The organism is Streptomyces sp. 840.1 (assembly GCF_003751445.1).
In the GTDB taxonomy this organism is placed as follows: Bacteria; Actinomycetota; Actinomycetes; order Streptomycetales; family Streptomycetaceae; genus Streptomyces.
Genome location: NZ_RJUU01000003.1, coordinates 1303300 through 1324390 on the forward strand (window position 1 = coordinate 1303300; position 21091 = coordinate 1324390).

Annotated in this window: 16 protein-coding genes and 4 pseudogenes; 8 read left to right on the plus strand and 12 right to left on the minus strand. The window is 69.7% G+C overall.

All coding sequences use genetic code 11. The annotated features are described in order from the left end of the window. The first annotated feature begins 203 nt into the window (after window positions 1-203). Window positions 204-955: pseudogene (locus EDD93_RS38150) on the plus strand (transposase family protein). A 203-nt stretch (window positions 956-1158) separates the two neighbouring features. Here EDD93_RS38150 and hydA read toward each other — a convergent pair. Further along, window positions 1159-2550, minus strand: a complete 1392-nt coding sequence (gene hydA / locus EDD93_RS38155; protein WP_123531342.1) for a dihydropyrimidinase — start codon at window positions 2548-2550, stop codon at window positions 1159-1161. Window positions 2551-2735: 185 nt separating this feature from the next. After that, window positions 2736-3209: pseudogene (locus tag EDD93_RS38160) on the minus strand (amidohydrolase family protein); the annotation flags it as partial. A 287-nt stretch (window positions 3210-3496) separates the two neighbouring features. Between EDD93_RS38160 and EDD93_RS39840 the strand changes: the two are divergent. After that, window positions 3497-4432, plus strand: coding sequence for a hypothetical protein (locus tag EDD93_RS39840; protein ID WP_185092645.1), 936 nt, complete (start codon window positions 3497-3499; stop codon window positions 4430-4432). A 95-nt stretch (window positions 4433-4527) separates the two neighbouring features. On the opposite strand, the gene EDD93_RS38180 is transcribed toward EDD93_RS39840, so the two are convergent. The 5 genes from EDD93_RS38180 to EDD93_RS38200 all read right to left on the minus strand — a co-directional run bounded on the left by EDD93_RS38180 (window position 4528) and on the right by EDD93_RS38200 (window position 9565). Beyond that, window positions 4528-5811, minus strand: a complete 1284-nt coding sequence (locus tag EDD93_RS38180; protein ID WP_123531347.1) for an aspartate aminotransferase family protein — start codon at window positions 5809-5811, stop codon at window positions 4528-4530. Then, a complete protein-coding gene (locus EDD93_RS38185; RefSeq protein WP_123531349.1) occupies window positions 5808-6650 on the minus strand; it encodes a nitrilase-related carbon-nitrogen hydrolase in 843 nt (280 codons plus the stop codon). The genes EDD93_RS38180 and EDD93_RS38185 overlap by 4 nt, the downstream gene beginning before the upstream one ends. 278 nt (window positions 6651-6928) lie before the next feature. Continuing rightward, window positions 6929-8224, minus strand: coding sequence for a hypothetical protein (locus tag EDD93_RS38190; RefSeq protein ID WP_185092646.1), 1296 nt, complete (start codon window positions 8222-8224; stop codon window positions 6929-6931). 213 nt (window positions 8225-8437) lie between these two features. Beyond that, window positions 8438-8818 (minus strand): PPOX class F420-dependent oxidoreductase, encoded by a 381-nt coding sequence (locus EDD93_RS38195; RefSeq protein ID WP_123531351.1) that lies wholly within the window; start codon window positions 8816-8818, stop codon window positions 8438-8440. Between the two features lie 171 nt (window positions 8819-8989). Further along, a complete protein-coding gene (locus EDD93_RS38200) occupies window positions 8990-9565 on the minus strand; it encodes a TetR/AcrR family transcriptional regulator (protein ID WP_123531353.1) in 576 nt (191 codons plus the stop codon). A 70-nt stretch (window positions 9566-9635) separates the two neighbouring features. Here EDD93_RS38200 and EDD93_RS38205 point away from each other — a divergent pair, with 70 nt between their 5' ends. Next, window positions 9636-10529, plus strand: a complete 894-nt coding sequence (locus EDD93_RS38205; protein WP_123531355.1) for an NADP-dependent oxidoreductase — start codon at window positions 9636-9638, stop codon at window positions 10527-10529. Window positions 10530-10974: 445 nt separating this feature from the next. Here EDD93_RS38205 and EDD93_RS38215 read toward each other — a convergent pair whose 3' ends face one another. After that, window positions 10975-11244 carry a helix-turn-helix domain-containing protein gene (locus tag EDD93_RS38215; protein ID WP_123531357.1) on the minus strand — a complete coding sequence of 90 codons (270 nt, stop codon included), beginning with the start codon at window positions 11242-11244 and terminating at the stop codon, window positions 10975-10977. A 41-nt stretch (window positions 11245-11285) separates the two neighbouring features. Between EDD93_RS38215 and map the strand changes: the two genes are divergently transcribed. Then, a complete protein-coding gene (map, locus tag EDD93_RS38220; protein WP_123531358.1) occupies window positions 11286-12053 on the plus strand; it encodes a type I methionyl aminopeptidase in 768 nt (255 codons plus the stop codon). A gap of 5 nt (window positions 12054-12058) precedes the next feature. On the opposite strand, the gene EDD93_RS38225 is transcribed toward map, so the two are convergent. Further along, window positions 12059-12898, minus strand: a complete 840-nt coding sequence (locus EDD93_RS38225; protein ID WP_398906523.1) for a glycoside hydrolase family 75 protein — start codon at window positions 12896-12898, stop codon at window positions 12059-12061. Between the two features lie 147 nt (window positions 12899-13045). After that, complete coding sequence (ggt, locus tag EDD93_RS38230; RefSeq protein WP_123531360.1) at window positions 13046-14854, minus strand: gamma-glutamyltransferase; 1809 nt, start codon at window positions 14852-14854, stop codon at window positions 13046-13048. A gap of 104 nt (window positions 14855-14958) precedes the next feature. Between ggt and EDD93_RS40640 the strand changes: the two are divergent. After that, window positions 14959-15300, plus strand: a pseudogene (locus tag EDD93_RS40640) (hypothetical protein); the annotation flags it as partial. A gap of 1140 nt (window positions 15301-16440) precedes the next feature. Here the strand turns inward: EDD93_RS40640 and EDD93_RS40000 are convergent. Continuing rightward, window positions 16441-16596: a DUF6131 family protein gene (locus EDD93_RS40000; protein WP_148083931.1), complete on the minus strand. Its 156-nt coding sequence runs from the start codon at window positions 16594-16596 to the stop codon at window positions 16441-16443. Window positions 16597-16880: 284 nt separating this feature from the next. Between EDD93_RS40000 and EDD93_RS38250 the strand changes: the two genes are divergently transcribed. Beyond that, on the plus strand, window positions 16881-17108 hold the full coding sequence (locus tag EDD93_RS38250; RefSeq protein ID WP_260256132.1) for a hypothetical protein: 228 nt from the start codon (window positions 16881-16883) through the stop codon (window positions 17106-17108). A 21-nt stretch (window positions 17109-17129) separates the two neighbouring features. Then, window positions 17130-18013: pseudogene (locus tag EDD93_RS38255) on the plus strand (IS5 family transposase). Window positions 18014-18498: 485 nt separating this feature from the next. On the opposite strand, the gene EDD93_RS38260 reads toward EDD93_RS38255, so the two are convergent. Then, a complete protein-coding gene (locus EDD93_RS38260) occupies window positions 18499-19515 on the minus strand; it encodes a LacI family DNA-binding transcriptional regulator (protein ID WP_123531364.1) in 1017 nt (338 codons plus the stop codon). Between the two features lie 115 nt (window positions 19516-19630). On the opposite strand from EDD93_RS38260, the gene EDD93_RS38265 reads away from it, so the two are divergent. After that, entirely contained in the window at window positions 19631-20482 is an 852-nt protein-coding gene (locus tag EDD93_RS38265; RefSeq protein ID WP_123531367.1) for a phytanoyl-CoA dioxygenase family protein, read from the plus strand. The last annotated feature ends 609 nt before the right edge of the window (window positions 20483-21091 follow it).

A 21091-nucleotide genomic window follows, 5' to 3' on the forward strand; every position in this document is an offset into this window, starting at 1 on the left:
TCGCTGCCGAGTGGGTTCTGGTACAGATCTGGGGGGGGTGGTCACGGCGGACGATGCCGCTGTTCGAATCGAGGTAGGGCGCGGACAATGAGCCGTTTCCAACCTGACGGGTGGTTGGACGGGCGACCCCGGCAGCGGGCGTGAAGAAAGCTCCTGGTAGACGGGTTCACGACCAAGATCACCAGTCCGCCAGGAGCTTTCGCGTGCTTGTCTACCCGTCCGGTATCGATCTGTCCAGCCGCGCCCTGCAACACCTCTCCAGCCTCCTCGCAGGTCACCGCCGTCGGATCGGCTCCCGATGGCGTCGCCTGAACTGCGGCCGGCAGGCCCTGCTCGTCCTGGCCCACCTGCGCTGCGGCGACACCTACGCCCGCCTCGCAGCAGGTTTCCGCGTCGGGATCGCGACGGTCTACCGATACATACGCGAGGCCGTCGACCTCCTGGCCGCTCTGGCGCCCACGCTGGAACAGGCAATGACGGCCGTGCGGAAGAAGGCGTACGTGATCCTCGACGGCACCGTGCTGCCGATCGACCGCATCGCCGCCGACAGGCCGTACTACTCGGGGAAGAAGAAGCACCACGGGATGAACGTGCAGGTCCTCGCAGATCCAGCCGGCCGCCTGATCTGGGCCTCGGACGCGCTGCCCGGAGCCGTGCACGATCTGACCGCGGCCCGGACCCACGGCATTCCCGCCGCTCTCGCCGCCGCGGCATCAAGTGCTGGGCGGACAAGGCGTATCAGGGCGCAGGCCCCGCTGTCCGCGTCCCGTTCCGGGGCAAGAATCTGCGCGGCTGGCGCCGACGTCACAACCGAGATCACACCAAGATCCGCTGCCTCGGTGAACGTGCCATGGCCACCCTCAAATGCTGGCGGCTCCTGCGGAAGCTCCGCTGCAGCACCACCCGGATCACAGTCGTCGTCCGTGCCGTCGTCGCCCTCGAACTCGCCACCTGATCAAGATGGAAAAGGCTCAATGGCGGTTCGCCGCCGTGCCCGCGCCCGGGCTGCTTTATATCGCCCGTAACGCCCACGGTGCACATAGCGCACACCATTCAAACCTGCAGGTCAGACCGCCTTTGCGACCGGTTCAAGGATCGCCACGCACTCCACATGGCGCGTCGTCGGAGTCATGTCGACCGGAGAAGCATCACGAACCCTCAGTTCGCATACTGACAGATCCCTCGCGGAACATAGGTCCCGTGCCCCGCGTGACCCACGTAACTGCGATTCTCGATCACCGAAACGCCGCGGGAGAGCACCGTCTCCACCCGCCCCTTCACACGCTTGCCCTCGTAGGCCGAGTAGTCGACGTTCATGTGGTGCGTCTCAGCGGAGATGATTTGCTCGGCATGCGGGTCGTAGACAACGATATCGGCGTCGCTCCCTGGGGCGATCGTTCCCTTCTTCGGATACACGCCGAACATCCGCGCCGGCGTCGCGCACGCGATTTCAATCCAGCGCCGACGGCTAATGTGCCCGTCCACAACCGCCTGGTGCAGTAGGTCCATACGGTTCTCGACGCCCGGCATGCCGTTCGGAATCTTCGAGAAGTCCCACCGGCCCATCTCCTTCTGCCCCTTGAAACAGAACGGGCAATGGTCCGTGGAGACCACCTGCAGATCGTTCGTACGCAGTCCGCGCCACAATGCCGCCTGATGCTCCTTCGGGCGTAGAGGAGTGGAGCAGACATACTTCGCACCCTCGAACTCAGCTTCCGCCAGGTTGTCAGTCGAAAGGAAGAGGTACTGCGGGCAAGTTTCTCCGAAGACAGGAAGACCCTCGTCCCGAGCTCGCACCAACTCGGCCAGGGCCTCCTGTGCCGACACGTGCACCACGTAGAGAGGAGCTCCCGCCACCTGGCTCAGCCTAATCACTCGATGCGTCGCCTCCGCCTCAAGAAGCGCGTTCCGAACCTCACCGTGATAGCGCGGGTCCCTCTCGCCACGTGCTAGCGCCTGTTCCACCAACACATCGATTGCAAGCCCGTTCTCCGCATGAGCCATGATCAGGCCACCGTTCGAGCTGGCTCGCTGCATCGCCCGGAGAATCTGGCCGTCGTCGGAGAGAAATACCCCTGGGTACGCAGTGAAGAGCTTGAACGAACTAACTCCGGCCGAAACGAGCCTGTCCATCTCCTTGAGTGAGGACTCATTCACATCCGACATGATCATGTGGAACGCATAGTCGATGGCGCACTTTCCATCTGCCTTCTCGTGCCACGCATCGAGCCCCTCGCCGAGCGATCCACCCTTGGGCTGAATAGCGAAGTCGATGACGGTTGTCGTGCCGCCCCAGGCCGCGGCCCGTGTACCCGTCTCGAACGTGTCGGAGGCGAACGTGCCACCGAAGGGCATCTCCATGTGGGTGTGCGCGTCGACTCCCCCAGGGATCACGTACTTCCCCGCAGCGTCGATGACACGGTCCGCCTGCCACTCATGGCTGTCCGGAGTGGCCATCGCCACGACGCGACTGCCGTCGACGAGCACGTCGACATGCAGCTCGTCGGAAGCCGTAATGACCAGTCCGCCTGAGATCAGAGTCCGTGCCATAGCTTCTGCTCCATTCACGTCGGATACGGGGGGCTCACTCGTGAGCCGTTCTGTGGTCCTGTTGCGTCCGCCGGGTCCTGCTGGCGGGGCAGGTGAGGGAGTCCCGCCCCGCCAGCAGGCTTAGATCAGCACGTTCTTGCAGCTCAGTCGCCTACTCGGGCTGAACTTTCCTGGTCACCCGAGCCAATGAAACCCTTGAAGGAGGTGACGCCCTCCGCCACCAGCAGGTCCATCTCCTTGAGCGAGGAGGCGTTCACATCGGCGAGGATCATGTGGAACGCGTAGTCGATCGCGCAGTTGCCGTCCGCCTTCGCGTACCAGACATCGAGCCCCTCGCGCACGGAACGCCCGACGGACTGGATGGCGAAGTCGACGATGGTGGTGGTGCCGCCCCAGGCCGCCGCCCGGGTCCCGGTCTCGAAGGTGTCGGCGGCGTAGGTGCCGCCGAACGGCATCTCCATGTGGGTGTGCGCGTCGACGCCGCCCGGGATGACGTACTTCCCGGTGGCGTCGATGGTCCGGTCGGCGGTCCAGCTCGCTGCGGCGTCGGTGCCGTGCGCGGCGAGTGCGGCGATGCGGCCGCCCTCGACGAGTACATCGGCGTGGATCTCGTCGGATGCGGTGACGACGAGGCCGCCGTGGATGACGGTGCGGCTCATGTACCCCTCCTCACTGTGGACTGTGGCGGAACGGGTCTACGCACGTAGACCGGTGCGTGGTGAAGAACGTAGAAGTGGGCTGCCCACTGTGGCAATACCGCTGCGGTCAACCGCTGAAGACGTTTCCGTTTCATCCGTCCGGCACTCCACCGGCCCAGCGCGCGGCGCCGCGACGGTCCGCGCCGGGCTCCGGACGGACGAGTGGGGCGAGTCCGTGCGGGGGAACCCGCCGGACGGCGGGCGGCGCTCGGCCCCGGACCCGCCCGGCCACACCCTAGCTTCGCTCCATGATCAGAATCGCAGTCATCGCCTCGGTCGCCCTCTGCGCCTCCCTCGCCGCTCCCCCGCCCGCCGGCCCGTCCGACGGCTGGCAGCGGGTCGGCTCGGGCACCGTGGGCGGGGTGAGCGGCATGGCACCGGCCGCGTGGGCGCCCGAGAGAAACGGCCTGGCCGACCTGGTCGTCGTACGGGACAACAGCGGGGACCGCGAGTCCAGGGCGGCAACGGTCCTTCTGCGGCCCGGCCGCGCCCCGGCCGTCCGGGAACTCCCCTGGTTCGGCGCGCTCCCCGCCGGCCTGCAGGCGATCGACGCGGTCCCCGGCCGCCCCGGCCACTACGTCGCCGTCACGGGCGGGGGCGACGCCTTCCACCTGATCGTGGCGCACGGCCGGGCGACGGCCGAGGGCGCCCCCGTCGCGCTGCCCGGCCGGCTCGACGGCGACAGCTACGAGAGCTTCGCGCTGCACCGAGACAGCTCGGGCCGCACCTTCGCCGTCTGGGCGACACGCGGCAGCGGCGAGCTCCCGGCCGTCGCGCGCGCCTCCTCGGTGCGCGTCGGGGCGGACGGCCCGGAGTTCGGCACTGTCAGCGCCCGGCAGGAGTTCACCGTCCCGTACCCGGACCGGCCCGGGGTCCGGCACATCAGCGATCTGAAGGTCCTGACGGACGGCACCGTCATGGTCTCGTCCTCCTCCGGCCCGGAGGAGGACGACGGGCCGCCCACCTCCGCCGTCTACGAAGCCGGCCGGCTCACCGTCAACGCGGCCCATGACGCCGTGCTGCGCCTGAGGCCGCGACGCGAACTGACGCCGCTGAGCCTGTTCACCGAGCGGGACAACCGGAGGGTCGAGGCCATCGCCGTCCTGCCCGGAGGACGCGCGGTCTGGGGCACCGACGACGGGAGCGACGGCGGCTCCCTGCGGTTCGAGCGCCTCGGCGGGTAGTCCGGCGGCCGGAGCCGGCGCCGTCCGGCGGCAACGGGCGCGCCGCCCCGGCGGCGCTCCCCCGCCGGTACCGGGAGCGCCGCGCCGCCCGGTGCTCAACCCGCCGCTCGCAGCGCGTCGGCGAGGATCACCGCGCCCTCCTCCGCCTCCGGGATGGAGAGCGAGAGGGGCGGGGCGATACGCAGCACGCTGGTGTTGTGGCCGCCGCCCTTGCCGATGAGCAGGCCGCCCTCGCGGGCCGCCTCCAGCACGGCCGAGGCCGCTTCGGGGTCCGCCTCGTCCGTGCCGGGCTTCACCAGCTCGATGCCGATCATCAGCCCCCGGCCACGCACCTCCCGGACGCGGTCGGAACCGGCCGTGATCGCCCGCAGCCGCTCGATGAGCAGGCCGCCGACCCGGCGGGCGTTGCCCTGGAGGTCGTGTTCGAGCAGGTACCCGAGGTTGGCGAGACCGGCGGCCATGGTGACCGGCGAACCGCCGAACGTCGAGATGGAGTTGGCGTCCAGGCAGTTCATGACCTCGGCGCGGGCGATGACACCGCCGATCGACATGCCGTTGCCGATGCCCTTGGCGAAGGTGACGATGTCCGGCGGCCCGTTCTCCGCGTGCGCCTGCCAGCCCCAGAAGTGTTCACCGGTGCGGCCCCAGCCGGTCTGTACCTCGTCGGAGATCCACAGGATGCCGTGCCGGTCGAGGACTTCACGGAAGGCGGCGTACAGACCGTCGGGCGGCGAGGTGAACCCGCCCACGCCCTGGATGGGTTCGGCGATCAGCGCGGCCGCGTCCCGGGTGTGCCCGAGCAGGTCCTCCAGGTCCGCCACGCAGGCCGCGATGAACTCCCCGTCGCTCAGGTGCGCGTACGGTCCACGGCCGCGGACGCCGCCGTGCACGTACAGCGTCTGGAGCGGGGACAGCGCGGTGGGCGACCAGGCGTGGTTGCCGGTGATGGAGACGGCGGAGAAGGACCGGCCGTGGTAGCTGTTGCGCATCGCGAGGATCTGGTTCGACCTGCGGTACGCGGTGGCCAGCAGCAGCGCCGTGTCATTGGCCTCGGTGCCCGAAGTGGTGAAGAAGACCCGGGCGTCCGGGATGCCGGAGAGGCTGACCACACGCTCGGCGAGTTCGACCATGGGCCGGTTCAGGTAGAGCGTGGAGGAGTGGATGATCCGCTCCGCCTGCTCGGTGACCGCCTTGGTGACCTCGGGCAGCGCGTGGGCGGTCATGGTGGTGAGGATGCCGCCGAAGAAGTCGAGGTAGCGGTTGCCGTCCGCGTCCCAGACGTGGCGGCCCTCGCCATGGGTGATCTCCAGCGGATGCCGGTAGTAGAGGGCCAGCCAGTCCGGGCTGACGGCGAGATGGCGGTTGTGCAGACTGCTCACGGCTCCACCAGTCCCTCGTACGCGTCGGGACGGCGGTCCCGGTAGAAGGCCCACTGCTGACGGACCTCCTCGATCAGCCCGAAGTCGAGGTCGCGGACGAGGAGTTCCTCCTCCTTGTCGCCGGCCACGTCACCGACGAACTGACCGCGCGGGTCGACGAAGTAGCTGGTGCCGTAGAAGTCGTTGTCGCCGTACTCCTCCTCGCCGACGCGGTTGATCGCGGCGATGAAGTATTCGTTGGCGACGGCGGACGCCGGCTGCTCCAGCTGCCAGAGGTGGGCGGAGAGACCGCGCGAGGTCGCGGACGGGTTGTACACCAGCTGGGCCCCGTTGAGCCCGAGTTGGCGCCAGCCCTCGGGGAAGTGCCGGTCATAGCAGATGTATACGCCGACCTTGCCCACCGCCGTGTCGAAGACCGGCCAGCCGACGTTGCCGGGCTTGAAGTAGTACTTCTCCCAGAACCCCTTGACCTGCGGGATGTGGTGCTTGCGGTACTTGCCGAGATACGAGCCGTCGGCGTCGATCACCGCTGCGGTGTTGTAGTAGAAGCCGGACTGCTCGATCTCGAAGACCGGGACGACGATCACCATGCCGGTCTCCCGGGCCAGCTCCCGCATCCGTTGCACGGTCGGGCCCTCGGGCACAGCCTCTGCCCAGCGGTAGTGCTCGGGTTCCTGTACCTGGCAGAAGTAGGGGGCGTTGAACACCTCCTGGAATCCGATGATCTTCGCCCCCTGCCGGGCGGCCTCGCGGGCGTGTTCCTCGTGCTTGGCGATCATGGATTCGGTGTCGCCGGTCCAGGTCGCCTGGACGAGTGCGGCGCGTACGACTTGGGACATGAGCTGCTCCTTCGACGCGGCGTCAGAGAGCCTCTTGGCAGTTTCTACGCCCGTAGACACGTGCGTAGAGGAGAACGTAAGCCCCGTCACACAGCGGGGCAAGACCATCGCCGTGAACCAGCGGAGTCGATCTTGTTTCGCACCCGTGCGGTCCAGCCCGGGAGCGCGGGACGGACCGTTCCCGGCCGTGCGTACGAGCCCGGCGCGCACCGGGACGCCAGGACACGCCGGACGGACCTCATCCGATCCCCGCTCCTCTCCGCCGGTCCCCGCGCCCCTCAGCCGATGCCCGCGACCCTCAGTGCGTGCACCACGTCCCGCTCCCTCGCCCCGGACACCTCCCGGGCGGCCGCGAGCAGTTGCGGTACGAGGCGGCCCGGATCGCTCTCGGCGACCCTGGCCGCGTCCTGCGGTGTCCGGACCCGGACGAAGGCGCCGAGCAGCGCCCGTGCCTGCGGGCCACGGCCGGCCCGCTCCAGTGCGGCCACGGCGTCGGCGATCTCGGCGGCGGGCCGGGCCACGCCTTGGCGCAGCAGCCGGTCGCAGTCCTCCGGCCGTCCCGCCCCGGACAGTGCGGCGGCCGCCGCGGCGAGTGCGGCCGGCGGCAGCGAGGAGATCTCCCACAGCAGGGTCGCCCAGTCCGCGTCGAGCCCCGCCAGCCGCAGCTGCGCCGCGAGCACCGGCAACCGGTCCGCAGGCCGCGCCGCCGCCTCGCAGAGCACCCCGTGCGCCTCGCCGCTGCGGCCCTCCGCCCGCAGCCGGAGCAGCGCCGCGACGGTGTCCCGGGCGGCCTCCAGCGCCTCGGCATCCACCGGGACCTCGGCGGGGCCCCGGTCCGCGCCCGGCGACGCGCCGCCGAACCGGGCGCCGCGCGGCACGGCGACCGCGACCGGCGGCACGGGCAGGACGGGCGCCACGGACGCGGGGCTCTCGTCGTCCACGTCCAGCCCGGCGAACCGGGCACCGCGCGGCCTCCTGCGCACGGGCGGTGCGGGGGCGGAAGCGGATGCGGCGGGAGCGGGGGCGGGTGCCGCTGAGGTCTCCGGTGGCGGCGGGGCGTGCGGTGGCGGCGGGGATTCCGGGGCGGCGTCGCGCACCGCCGCGAGCCGCCGGCGCAGCTCCGCGCAGCGGGCCGAGGCGCGTTCGTGGTCGTCCCGGGCCCAGGCGGCCGTCTGGGCGTCGACCGCGTCCGCCGCATCGCGCTCATGGGCCGCGAGCAGCCGCTGGGCGGCGTGCGCCTGCTCCCGCAGCATCAGTTCCAGCCGCTCCACGAGCTGCTGCCGCCCGCCGGGGCGGCGGTCGTGACCGGCGGCCGAGGCGGCGTGGAGCCCGGCAGCGCGTACCGACTCCCGTTCGGCGAACGCGGCGCCGCGCGCCGGCACGAGATCCCGCAAAAGCGAGTCCACCACGTCCCAGGGCGGGATCTCAACACCCTCCAGGCAGGCCCGCATCCCCTCCGGATCGCGTTCGCAGAAGACGCCGTACCAGCCCTGGGCGGGATCGAGCAGCCGGGTCAGATACCGCAGGTAGCGCGCGAACTCGCTCAGGGACACCGCATGCTGATGCACTGTCATTTCCGCCCTCGGGCCGCCGTCGGCTGGAGCCTTCCAGTCCGCAGGCATTCGACCGCAGGCGTGTTACGGGACGGCTACGCGCTCTTTTCGGTACCGGTGCGAGCGCCGCACGACCCCGCCGGTGAGCGCCCCACGCGTACCCGTCGAGCAAGTACGCATGGAGCGAGTACGCATGGAGGGAGTGCCTGTCGAGCGAGCGCGCGCGGGCGGGGTTCAGAAGGTGATGGCGATCCCGGTGTGCGGCCGCTTGCCGAGGCGGAAGACCAGCGCCGGGTAGTCGAGCAGCCAGTACTTCCAGGTGTACTTGCGGCCGATGGCCTTGCGCACAGCGGCCATGTCCTTGACGTCGAGCAGCCGGCCGGTGCCCTCGGCGCTCGGGGCGCCTTCCGCGATGCGCCCGCGCACGTCACAGACGGTGACGAGGACGCGGGTGTCGTTGCGCAGCCGCTTGACCTTCCACGAATCGGCTTTGGTCCACACCAGCAGCTCGTCCCCGGCGGCGGCGGCCCACACCGGCGTGGCGACGGGGGTGCCGTCCTTCCGGTACGTGGTGAGGCTGACGTACTCACTTCGGGCGAACTCCTGGAGGCTCATGGCGCAACCTTACGCACCTCACGCCCCAGTTCCGCGCACGGCCGGGGCATCCCCAATCAGCCCCCGCCCGCCGCCGGTTCGGCCAGAAGCCGTCCGGCCGGTCACGCGTACAGCCGCATGACGCGCGCCGCCGCGGGGCCTCCGCAGCCGGACGGCCCGACCGGCGCCGGCTCAGGGCGCGGTGGCTTCCCATGCGGCCTCGATCATCCGGAAGACCTCGTCGACCGTGGCCGCGGGATCGTCCGCCCGGCAGGCCAGCGCGTACGCGTCGATGGTGAACCGCGCGGTCGCCCGGCAGGCCGTCGCGCTCCGGGACAGGTGGGGGTCGGCGGCCAGCGCCGCGGCCAGCGCGCCCGCGTGACGCAGGCTCATCGCGTCCTCGTACTCCCGCAGGGCGGGTGACTCCTCGATCAGGCGCCGGACGGGCGCACTGCCCTGCGCCGTGCAGTGCCGCACCAGGGCCTCGACCTCGCGGCGCAGGGCCGGGACGAGCGGCCCGCGCGGCGGCCGGCCGGTCACCGCCCGCGTGAGGCGCTCCTCGAAGTCCTGGTCGCGCTCGAACACGAGCGCCTCCTTCGAGGCGAAGTGAGCGAAGACGGTGGTGACGGCCACATCGGCCTCGGCCGCGACGTCCCGGATGCCCACGGCGTCGTATCCGCGCTCCAGGAAGAGGCTCAGCGCGGTGTCGGCGATCTTCCGGCGGGTCGCGGCCTTCTTGCGTTCACGGCGTCCGGGCGGCTCGGTCATACCAGGACACTACCAGGTACGAATTCCTCACCACTATGAAATCCTAACGGTTAGGGTTATCTTCGACGGCATGAGAAAAATCAGCTTCGCCGAGTTCGGCGGTCCCGAGGTCCTGCAACTGGTGGAAGCCGAGGAGCCGCACGCGGGCCCCGGCCGGATACGCATCGCCGTACGGGCGGCGGGCGTCAACCCCGTCGACTGGCGGATCCGGGAGGGCCAGGTCCTGGGAGCCCACCCGGTCGAACTGCCCTCGGGGGTCGGGCTCGATGCCGCCGGGGTGGTGGACGAGATCGGCGAGGGCGTTGAAGGGGTCACCGTCGGCGACCGCGTGTTCGGCGAGGGCGCCGACACGTACGCCGATTTCGCCGTGCTGTCGGCCTGGGCCCGGATGCCGGAGCGACTGACCTTCGAGGAGGCGGCCGGGTACCCGTCGGTGGTGGAGACCGCGCTGCGCATCATCCGCGAAGCCGGCGTGCGCCCCGGCCAGACGCTGCTGGTCAGCGGGGCGTCCGGTGGCGTCGGGTCGGCGGTGCTGCAGATCGCCCGTGCGCGCGGCATCAAGGTGATCGGCACGGCCGGGGCCGCGAACCAGGACTACCTGCGGAGCATGGGCGCCCTCGCCACGACGTACGACGAGGGCTGGGTCGAACGGGTGCGGCACCTGGGCCGGGTCGACGCGGCCCTCGATCTGGCCGGCTCGGGAGTGATCCGCGAGCTCGTCGGGCTCACCGGGGACCCGCACAAGGTCGTCTCCATCGCCGACCTCGACGCCCCGCAACTGGGCGTCCGGTTCTCCGGCGTGGCCGGGAGCGTGCCGGACGCGCTCGCCGAGGCCGTCGACCTCATCTCCGGGGGCAGGCTCCACATCCCGGTCGAGAAGTCGTACCCGCTCACCGGGGCAGCGGCGGCGCACGCCGACAGCCGGGCCGGCCACACCCGGGGCCGCCGGGTCCTGATCGTCTGAGCCGCAGCCCGCCCGGCGTCGCGCCACGCCGAACGTTCTGCGCCGTACGCCGCTAGGCCTGTCTTCAAACTGCCGTCGTCGCCCGAAGGGCGGCCGGGCGGCGTCAGGTGCGTACTCTCGGCGTGCCGGCCCCAGGCCCCTGTACTGGACGTACCGGGGTCTGGGGCCGGTGCGGCGAGAGAGCGTGCATGGCGCCGCACGGCAGAAGGCAGCTTGAAGACAGGCCCCAGGGCCTGCCCGGCGGATCTACGTGGAGCAGCCCGCGGCGTCTGGTGCGCGCTCTCGGCGTGCACCCGAGTCGCCCTCGTACTGGATGTACTTGGGCGATTCGGGCGTGCGGCGAGAGTGCATGCCAGACGCCGCGGGCCCGCGAAGATCCGCCGGACAGGCCCTGGGCCATGTCCGCGAAGTCCCGTCGGACCAGGCGGGACTTTCCGGACACGGTCTAACCGGCCAGCGGGACGGCGAGCGGCTCCTCGGCGCAGCGCAGGAGCAGTTCATCCATCGAGATGCCTAGCGCCCCGGCCAGCGCCGCGACGGTGAAGAAGGCGGGGGTGGGGGCGCGACCGGTCTCGATCTTGCGCAGCGTCTCGGCCGAGATCCCGGCGCTGCCGGCGATGTCGACCATGCTGCGACGGCCGCGCGCCTCGCGGATCAGGCGGCCGAGCCGCTCGCCGCGCAGGTGCTCTTCGGGGGTCAGGGGCGTTCGTACCATGCCGTCATTCTAATACCGCTTGAACCGGTATAGTAATTGGCATGGTGCAACTCAAGACAGACACATCCATCGAAGCCATGCGCGAGGCCGGCCGGGTCGTGGCGCAGGTACTGACGGCCGCCCGGGAGGCGGCGGCGCCCGGCGTCACGCTGCGCGAGCTCGACGAGGTGGCCCGGGGCGTCCTGCGCGAGGCGGGCGCCGGATCCCCCTTCCTCAACTACCGGCCGGACTTCGCCCCGGTCCCGTTCCCCGGCGTGATCTGCACGTCCGTCAACGACGCGGTCGTGCACGGAATCCCCACGGACCTGCGGCTGCGCGACGGCGACCTGGTGAGCGTCGACGCGGGCGCGACGCTCGACGGCTGGGTCGGTGACTCGGCGATCAGCTTCACCGTCGGCCGCGCCCGGCCCGCGGACACCCGGCTGATCGAGACGGCGTTCGCGGCGCTGGACGCGGGCATCGCGGCGGCCGTCGTCGGCAACCGGATCGGTGACATCGCGCACGCGATCGGCCGGGTGTGCCGCACGGCCGGCTACGGCATCCTGGAGGGCTTCGGCGGCCACGGCGTGGGCCGGTCCATGCACGAGGACCCGGGCGTCCCCAACGAGGGACGACCGGGCCGCGGGATGCCGTTGCGGCACGGCATGGTGCTCGCCATCGAACCGATGCTGCTCGGCGGCGGCCTCGACACGTTCCACACCGACCGGGACGGCTGGACGCTGCGCACGTCCGACGGCAGCAGGGCCGCCCACGCCGAGCACACGGTGGCGATCACGGACGACGGCCCCAGAATCCTGACCGCACTGTGACAGGCTCAGTTGTTCTGCAGGAACTTCTTCGCCAGCGCGTCCCCGGCACTCACGGCGGCGTCGTGGCTCTCGATCGGTGACGCCTGCGAGTTCTTGAACAGGATGTACGTGACGCCGGACTCGGCGCCGCCGGTCTCCGGATCGGGGTCGATCCCGAGGGCCTTCGCCGTGGCGTACGAGGCCTCGCCGATGATCTTGGCGGGGCCGGTGTCACCGACGACGGCGTACTCCACCTTGCCGTTGTAGATGACGGCGACGACGCCACCGCCCTTGATGCCGGCGCTGCCGTAGTTCCAGATGGAGCTGCTGCTCGGCACGACGACGTACGGCAGCTTCTCGGCGTTGAGCGGCTGGTCGCCGGAGGTGTGGAACGCGGTGTCGTCCTGGAACCACGGGTCGGTGTCCTCGTTGCAGGCCGTGGTGACCTGTCCGTCGCAGTCGACGTCCATGTCGGCCTTCCAGAACACGGCGCCGTTCGCGCCGCAGACCGGCACCGTGGCCGAGGTCTCCTCGTCCGTACGGTACTTGCCGTTCGAGATCTGCGAACAGGACGAGACCTTGGCCAGCAGGTCGGCCGCGCTGACGGAGCCCTCCTTGATTCCGGAGGACGGCTTTTCGCCGGACGCGGCTCCCTCGGACGAGGCGGTGCCGGAGGGGCCGTCGTGGGACAGCCGGGTGGTGTGGGCCACGGGCGCCAGGTGCACCGTCGTCCGGGGGGTGCTCCGCGCCGCCGCGGCTGCGGCGGCGGGAGTGGGGGAGCCGCCGGGGGCGGCCGGTGTGAGCGATCCGGCCGCGAGGAGAGCGGCGCCGGAGGCTGCGGCGAGGGCAAGCGCTTGCATACGCATGGTGGGGGTGCCCTTCTATTAGGAAAGTTTCCTTACCGAGATGCCAAGATGCTCCCCCGGTCATGTCCTCGTCAAGACCCCCGAGGCCGGCCACCGCGGCTCCCCCCGCGGCGACCGGCCCCCTGCGCGACAGTTATTGACGGGTCGTCAGGACCGCCCGGCGGGCCTCACCACCATTGCCGAACCGCCGCCCCGGCGCACCGTCTCGGCGGCCGCGAGCCAGCGCCCGTCCGGCAGCCGCTGCACACCCGTCGCCGCTCCGATCTCCGGATTCGGCGTGAAGACGTGCCCCAGCGCTTCGAGGCGGGCCCGCACCGGGCTGTTCCACAGTCCCGGTTCCAGCTCCGTCTTCGCCGCGTTGCGCTGGCTGGCGCGGGGCGCCGCGATGGCGTCCACCAGCGGCAGCCCCCGGTCGACCTTGCCGATCAGCGACTGCAGCACGGTCGTGATGATCGTGGCGCCGCCCGGCGAACCCAGTGCCAGCACCGGCTGTCCGTGCTTGAGCACGATGGTCGGGGAGATCGACGACCTCGGCCGCTTGCCCGGACCCGGCAGGTTCGGGTCGTGGACGGCCGGGTCGGCGGGTGCGAACGAGAAGTCCGTCAGCTCGTTGTTGAGCAGGAACCCGCGCCCAGGGACCGTGATCCCGCTGCCGCCGGTCTGCTCGATCGTCAGCGTGTACGCGACGACGTTGCCCCACTTGTCGGCGGTCGTCAGGTGGGTGGTGTTCTCCCCCTCGTACGTGGTCGGCGCGGCCTTCCCACCGGTCGCGCAGTCGGCCGGACGGCGCGGGTCGCCCGGCGCGAGCGGGCTGGTCAGCACCGCGTCGTCCTTGATCAGGCACTCCCGCGAGTCGGCGAAGCGCTGGCTGAGCAGCTCCTTCGTCGGCACGTCCTCGAACTTCGGGTCACCGACCCAGCGCCCTCGGTCGGCGAACGCGATCCGGCTCGCCTCGATGAACCGGTGCAGGTACCGCGTCTCGCTCGCCCTCGACAGGTCGGTCGACTCCAGGATGTTCAGGGCCTCGCCCACCGTCGTACCACCGGAGGAGGACGGCGCCATGCCGTACACGTCGAGTCCCCGGTAACCGGTCTTCGTCGGCGCCTGCCGCAGCGCCCGGTAGGAGCGCAGGTCCTTGGTGGTCAGGTCGCCCGGCCGCACCACCCGGGAGGACTTGGGGTCGACGGGCGGGTTGCGTACCGTCCGCACGACGTCCTCGGCCAGCTCGCCCCGGTAGATCTCGTCGAGACCCTTGCGGCCGACCTCGTCGTAGGTGCGTGCCAGGTCGGGGTTCTTGAACACCGATCCGACGACCGGCAGTTGGCCGCCCGGCAGGAAGAGCTTCCGGGTCGCCGGGAAGTCCGCGAACCTGGCCTGATTGCCCTCGGTCTGGGACCGGAACGTGCTGTCCACGACGAACCCGTCCCGGGCGAGCCGCTCGGCCGGCTTCAGCACCTGCCGGAGCGATCTGCTGCCCCAGGTGTCGAGCGCGGTCTCCCAGGTGGCCGGGGTGCCGGGCGTGCCGACGCCGAGTCCGCTGGTGACGGCATCGGCGAAGGCGAGCGGCTTGCCGTTCTCCATGAAGAGCGAGGAGTCCGCGCTGTGCGGCGCGGTCTCACGCCCGTCGATGGTCTGCACGGTGCGGGTCCGCGCGTCGTAGTGGACGAAGTAGCCACCACCGCCGAGACCCGCCGAGTACGGCTCGGTCACCCCGAGCGCCGCCGCTGTCGCCACCGCCGCGTCCGCCGCATTGCCGCCCTTGCGGAGCACCTCGATACCGGCGGCGGTCGCGTCGGCGTCGACGCTGGAGACCGCTCCCCCGTATCCCACCGCCACCGGGGACTTGGCTGTCGGCGCTGCCGGTGGCGCGGACGAGGACGGGGCCGCCGCCCCGACCGACACCACAGCGGCGAGAACACCTAAGAACGACACATTCCGCGCGACGGAACGTCGCATGCGCACCTCCAGTGAAGGATCGTCCGCGCAGGGTAGCGCCGCCCCGGCCACCCCGTCAGGACCGCCTCGAACTTGAGGCCGAATGCCCGCTGACATGCCCGCCCCTGACTGACGACGTACGCAACATCGCGCTGGGCGTGATAGCCGCCGGCATCAGTGCCGCCCTCGGCCGGCTCGCACGCACCTACCTCTGGCGCCGCAGACTCCGCCGCAGGCAGGCGTTCTTCGGACTGCCCGGGAACTCGGAGTGCCTGCTCGTCGTCAACCGCGACGCGGGCGGCGACGGTGCCGTCCACCGGCACGATGAATTCGCCCTGCTGGAACTGGCCGCGCTGATCAAGGACTGCTCGGCGCACGCCCAGATCCTGTCGCACGACGTCGCCCAGCAGGGGTTCGGCGAACGGACCGAGTTCTGTGCCGGCGGGCCGGTCTCGAACCCTCGCGTTCCTCATCCCCCACAATCAACTCACCGACCAGCGGCTTCAGACTTACCTGGATCTCCACCGGCTCCGGCTGCCAGGCAGGCATCGCATTCACGGTCTGCAGCTTCGTCATGGCCTTGGCCCAGACACCTGACTTCAGCCAGCGGTGGGCTTGCGTCTGCGGGGTGTTCGAGCCAACGTCGTACCGCAGTGCCAGGTCCTCAAAGCGGTCGCCCGAGACTGCTTTCTCCAGCAGCGCCTCGACCATCGTGCGGCGGTCCACGGTGAACCGGGAGCCGCCCATGAGGGGCTTTACTCGCAGCCACGCCTCGTCGGGTCAGAACAGGAAAGTCCTGGCCCTCCTTGACGAACCATTCTCGAATCGCGCAGGCGACGCCCGTGCGTCGCGCGGAGCACCTGACAACTCTGGCGCGAAGGCCCATCATGTGCAGCGGCTCTGCCTTCTCTGCGAGCTTGATGTTCTGCAGTTTCTGCCGCGCCGCCTTCGCAAGGCGCTCCAGCTCCTGCAGACGCCGGCCCGCCTCGGCGGCCCTCTCTCTGCCGGGCTTCCGCCTCCAGGCGCCGTCTCACCGAGCCCACGCGTGCCTCTTCGTGAGGCTGTGTCGCCCGGGTAACGGCTTGTTGAGCCTCCTCCCGAGACAGGCCTCGACGGAGCGCTCTTTGGGCTACTGCGGAGGCAGTGACGTCGATCGGATCGTCAGTCTCTGCAATCTGCACGTCTAACGAGTCCGTGCAGGGATAGCGGTGAGACGTCGAAGGCGTCGGCGGGCACCGGTGCAGCCCTACTCCGGAGCTCGAGGGGCCTGACGGTGCGAGAGCCCTCCTCCTTCTGTGTCTGGCCGGTGCCGCTGCGACGCTGCCGTCGACCGCGAGGCGGTGAAGCCGACGCTCCGGCGCCTACGGAAGCGGGAACGCACGATCCTCAGTGCACAGTGCGAACTCGGTCGCCCCTCACATGCCTAAAGCGGGGTGCATGCCGCAGCCGCAGGAGAGCTAACCGGTGACGCTGCGGCAGCCCATCATTCCCCCTCGGAAAAACACCGGTCTTCGTGACGACGCGACCGTTCTCATGCTCGAACGGAAAACCCGCAGAGGTGAATACCGGTGGCACTCCCCCGGGGCGACGACCTGCCTGAATGAGAGCTACCAGTAATGCCGACGACCGCCCACGGCATGGCCTACAGCTCCGAGCACCCAGAGAACGGCCCCGATGGCCAGCAGAATGATCCCGATAGTCCAGAGGATTGAAATCCCGGCGATCAATCCTATGATGAGCAAAATGACGCCTAGAACGATCATGACGCCCTCCATTCAGCTCTCCAGCACATATTCATGCTAGTTGCCATGTGAGCCAAAAGCTCGTCAGGGACGGCCCGAGCTGCCCGGTCGAGGTGCGGAGGCCCGGCGTCGGGCCTCAACGCCACTAGGTCGTGTCTGACAAATGACCTCTGAGAAGCTTCGTTGTCCGAAGGGGGGGCATGGGGATTGAGCTGGAACTGCACTCGGGGCGACCGACGCGAAAGGGTGCGTCCCGGGACACACTGCTGCGGGGCTCTTACGAGCACGGTGAGGCGTTGGCGAGGGTGCTGAGCACCCTCGACCGGCATGGTTCGGGCAAGCTCGGCTGGGTGGATCCGTACGGCGACACACTGTTTAACGAACAGGAAGCTCAAGTCGCCCGCCAAGAAGTCGCCACCCTCACACGGGGGTGTGGTGACGACCACCAGAAAGCGGCCCTGGTCGACCTTGCCGAGCTTCTTGAAGCGTGTGCGGCGACGCCGGGCAGCTACTTGTGGTTCATGGGTGACTAGCCATACCTGATCATTGATCTTGTGGTTGGCCGGAGTGAATTGACGGATGCGGCGTGGAAGCAAATTGGCCCACTGCTGCCGCGCATTGATGGCCGTGGGCGACCGTGGCGGGATCACCGCCAGGTGATGAACGGCCTGCTCTAGCGGTTGCGGACCGGGGCACCCTGGCGTGACCTGCCCGAGCGTTATGGTCCCTGGCAGACCGTCTACGAACGCTTCGCCCGCTGGGAGAAAGACCGAACCTGGGCAAGACTGCTGGAGTACGTGCAGGTCGAAGACGATGCGTTGGGCACGGTGGAGTGGACCGTATCGGTGGACTCCACCATCAACCGTGCCCACCAGCACGCCGCTGGAGCTCGCAAAAAGGGGCACTGGCACAGGACGACCTGGAAGATCCGCCACATCCGACGCTTGGCCAAGCACTTGGCCGGTCCCGCGGCGGGCTGACCACCAAGGTCCACCTCGCAGCCGACGGCCGCGGCCTGCCTCTGGCCATCGTCGTCACCCCAGGCAACGTCAACGACTCAACGGTCTTCGACACGGTGCTGGATGCGGTGCGTGTGCCTCGCCTGTCCGCAGGCCGACCACGTCGCAGGCCCGAGACTGTCATCGCCGACAAGGCGTATTCGTCACGAGCCATCCGGACCGGCTTACGACGACGCGGCATCCGAGCGGTCATCCCTGAACGGTCCGATCAGATCGCTAACCGAAAGCGCCGAGGATCGGCCGGCGGGCGGCCGCCAGCCTTCGATCCAGAGCAGTACAAGGCCCGCAATGTGGTCGAACGCTGCTTCAGCAGGCTCAAGCAGTTCCGGGCCATTGCCACCCGCTTCGACAAGTTGGCTGCCCGCTACCTCGCCGGTCTCCGACTCGCCTCGCTCATCCTCTGGCTCCGCCAGCCGTGATCATTTGTCAGACACGCCCTAGCGGACCCGCGCTCCCAGCGCCGTGAGAGCCGAAACGCCACCTGCGCACGGCGGCGGCGAGGGCGGGGCGCCGGGAAGCCCACCGCTGGGGTCATACGGACACAACTCCTCGCCGAAGGAGCCGTGCGCCCCGCGATCGGCGTTGCCTGCCCTCCTCACCCGTCAGCCGGTCCATCAGGCAGTTCCTGCCGGCCGACATGGCGCCCGAACTGGAGGGGGAGATAACGACCGGCTTGCAGCGGCCTGCACCCGCCGGCCCAGTCGCTTCGGCGCGTCAGCTCTCCGCCCTTCCTAGCCCCCGCTGCCCTCAGGGGGGCATAAGACCGTGCCGGTATGGCCCCTCAACGAGTATCGCGAGCCCGTTCACGAGACGCCGCAGAAGGCACGCGTGGAGGTCCCCTTCCGTGATGACCACGGCCGGTGGTGGCTGACGGCGAGTTTGGCCCTGGCGTCATCACATCCGCTCAACCTGTCGAACCGCTGCTGGCACGTCTGTCCAGTTGGTGGGAGATCACGATATCGAGGGGCGGCACCGTCGAGGCGGGGCTGTATATCCGGTCAGCGAGGCATTGCAGGGCCCGTTCGGCGATCTGACGCTTGTCCGGGACCACCGTGGTCAGGGGTGGATTGGCGTACCGTCCATCCTCGATCCCGTCGAATCCCACCACGGCGATGTCCTGCGGAACGCGTACGCCTCGTGTGACGGCGGCATGCAGCGCCCCCAGGGCGAGTTCGTCACTGAACGCGAAGACGCCGTCAGGCCGCTGGCCCGCCTTTAGAAGCGCGGTCATCGCCTCCGCTCCGTCCTTGCGGTGCAGGGTTGTCACCGGCCGTTCCAGAGTGGGGTCCGGCTTCAGTCCGGCGCGATGCAGTGCCTGTCGGTAGCCCGCCAGCCGCTGCCGGGCGGTCTCGTTACGCAGATGGGGCTGCACGCCGATTGCCGCGATGCGCCTGCGCCCGCTCCGGAGCAGGTGCGTCGTGGCCTCATCAGCGGCGAGAACGCTGTCGACGGCGACACGGTCGGCGACTCCATGAGCCTCCTGCTCACCGAGCAGCACGACCGGCACCTCCCGGGAGCGGCCGGTCAGTTCCTCCGGGCCGAGTGACCATGGACTGATGATGAGGCCATCGACCAGGCGGTCGCCGGCCCCTTCCAGCAAGCGCCTTTCCGCCTCGCGGTCACCGAAGGTCTGATCGATGACAACGGTCCACGACCGTTGCTGAGCAGCTTCGACGATCAGACCGGCGAGCTCGCCGAAGTAGGGCGAGTGGAGCTCCGGGATGACCAGACCGATCAGCCCGGTACGGCCGGCACGCAGGTTGCGGGCAGCGACGTTCGGCCGATAGCCCAGTTCGTCCAGGGCGGCCTGCACCCGCGCCCGCGTCTCGTTGGCCACGGCCCCCGAACCGCTGACCACGTTTGAAACAGTACGCGTCGAGACCCCGGCGAGGGCGGCGACATCTTTCAGACGACTACTCACGGTTGGCATCTTCGCACGTGACGATCACGGACACCAGAACTTCGAGCCAACTATTGCAACGTCGCATTCCACGTTGCAGCATGAACGCAGTCATCGCAGCGCAAGGAGGCGCAACATGAGCGCGCAGGTCTTCTCGGGAATCGCCGTCAGCGAACTGGACGTCGACGTCTTGCCGGATGTGGAGGCCCTCTACAGGGACGGGATCACCGCACGTAAAGGTGCCTTCACGAAGGCGTGGGCGGATCGGCTCGGTGAAGACGTGCACGCGGCGTTCGAAGACGCACTGAGCCGCCCCGGTGGCGCCGTCGGCCGTGGCCCCAACCGGTTCTACGTCGAGATTCACCCCGAGCAGATCAGGGGCTTCGTGGACCTGGTGGAGCACCCCTGGGTACGGTCACTGTGCACCGCGACGCTGGGCCCGGACTACCGCATCGTGGAGCTCGGATTCGATGTCCCGCTGGAGGGGGCCGTCAACCAGCCGTGGCACCGCGACTTCCCCATCCCCGACGAAACGCGTCGCGAACGGCGGCTCACCTCCCTCGCGTTCAACGTGACCGTCGTCGACACAGCGGAGGACATGGGGCCGTTCGAGATCGCTCCGGGAACCCAGTGGGACGAGAGCCCGGAGTTCGAGCACGGCATGTTCCCGCCCAGGTCGCACTACGGCCGTTACCAGGGGCGAGCGGTCCGCAAGTTCCCTCAGCGCGGCGACATCTCCGCCCGGACCGCGCTGACGATCCACCGCGGGACCACCAATCGCTCCGCCAAGCCCCGCCCCGTCCTGATTCTGGGCATCGACGGGCCAGAGGCGAACAATGGGAACCGGCACGACACCGCTGTCACCCGCGCCTACTGGGACGCTCTGCCCGAGCGGGTACGCCGTCACCTCGACTGCCCCGTCGTGGACGAGCTGACGCCCTTGACGCAGAAGCACACCATCGAGGGTCTGGTCATGGGAGATGCCTGAGGCGACCGCAGCGACGCCGGAGGTCACTCACGTCGGCACCGGCCGTCAGCCCCCGCAGGTCTACGCGGTGGAGCCGTGAGCACGGTAGCCGGGCGCCGCCGAGGTCCTGGCGGGCCGGTCTACGGGTGTACCGCGCCCGAAGGCTGACATTCTTCCGACACCACCCCGGCCCGCCGACGAGCACACCCAAGCACCTTCGTCGACGAGGAGCGGGACCGGCTGACGGGGCTCGGCCGGCGTCGGGGCGGCCATGCCGGTTGATGAGCTGGTGGTGGCGCCCCGGATTGTGGCACGGGCTGGTTTCCCTCGACGGGCTCGGGCTGACGGTGCGGGAACACCCCATGGGTTCGGTGAGCAGGTAGTGGTGCACGGCTCCGGGTTCACCGGGGCCGCGGGGGTATGGGGGGGGCAGACAATGTCAACGAAGTGCTGGCAGGTGTCCCCCAGGCCATGGCGGCCGGGATCCGCACGGGTGCGGCGATCAACATGAACCTGCTGATGACCCACGCGGGCCGCGCGGCTGAGTCCATGCCACGGCCGCAGGCAGCAACGTGTTCGACGAGGCGGTGGAGACCGAACGGTGGAGACCGAGGTGTCCCGGCCGCTGCT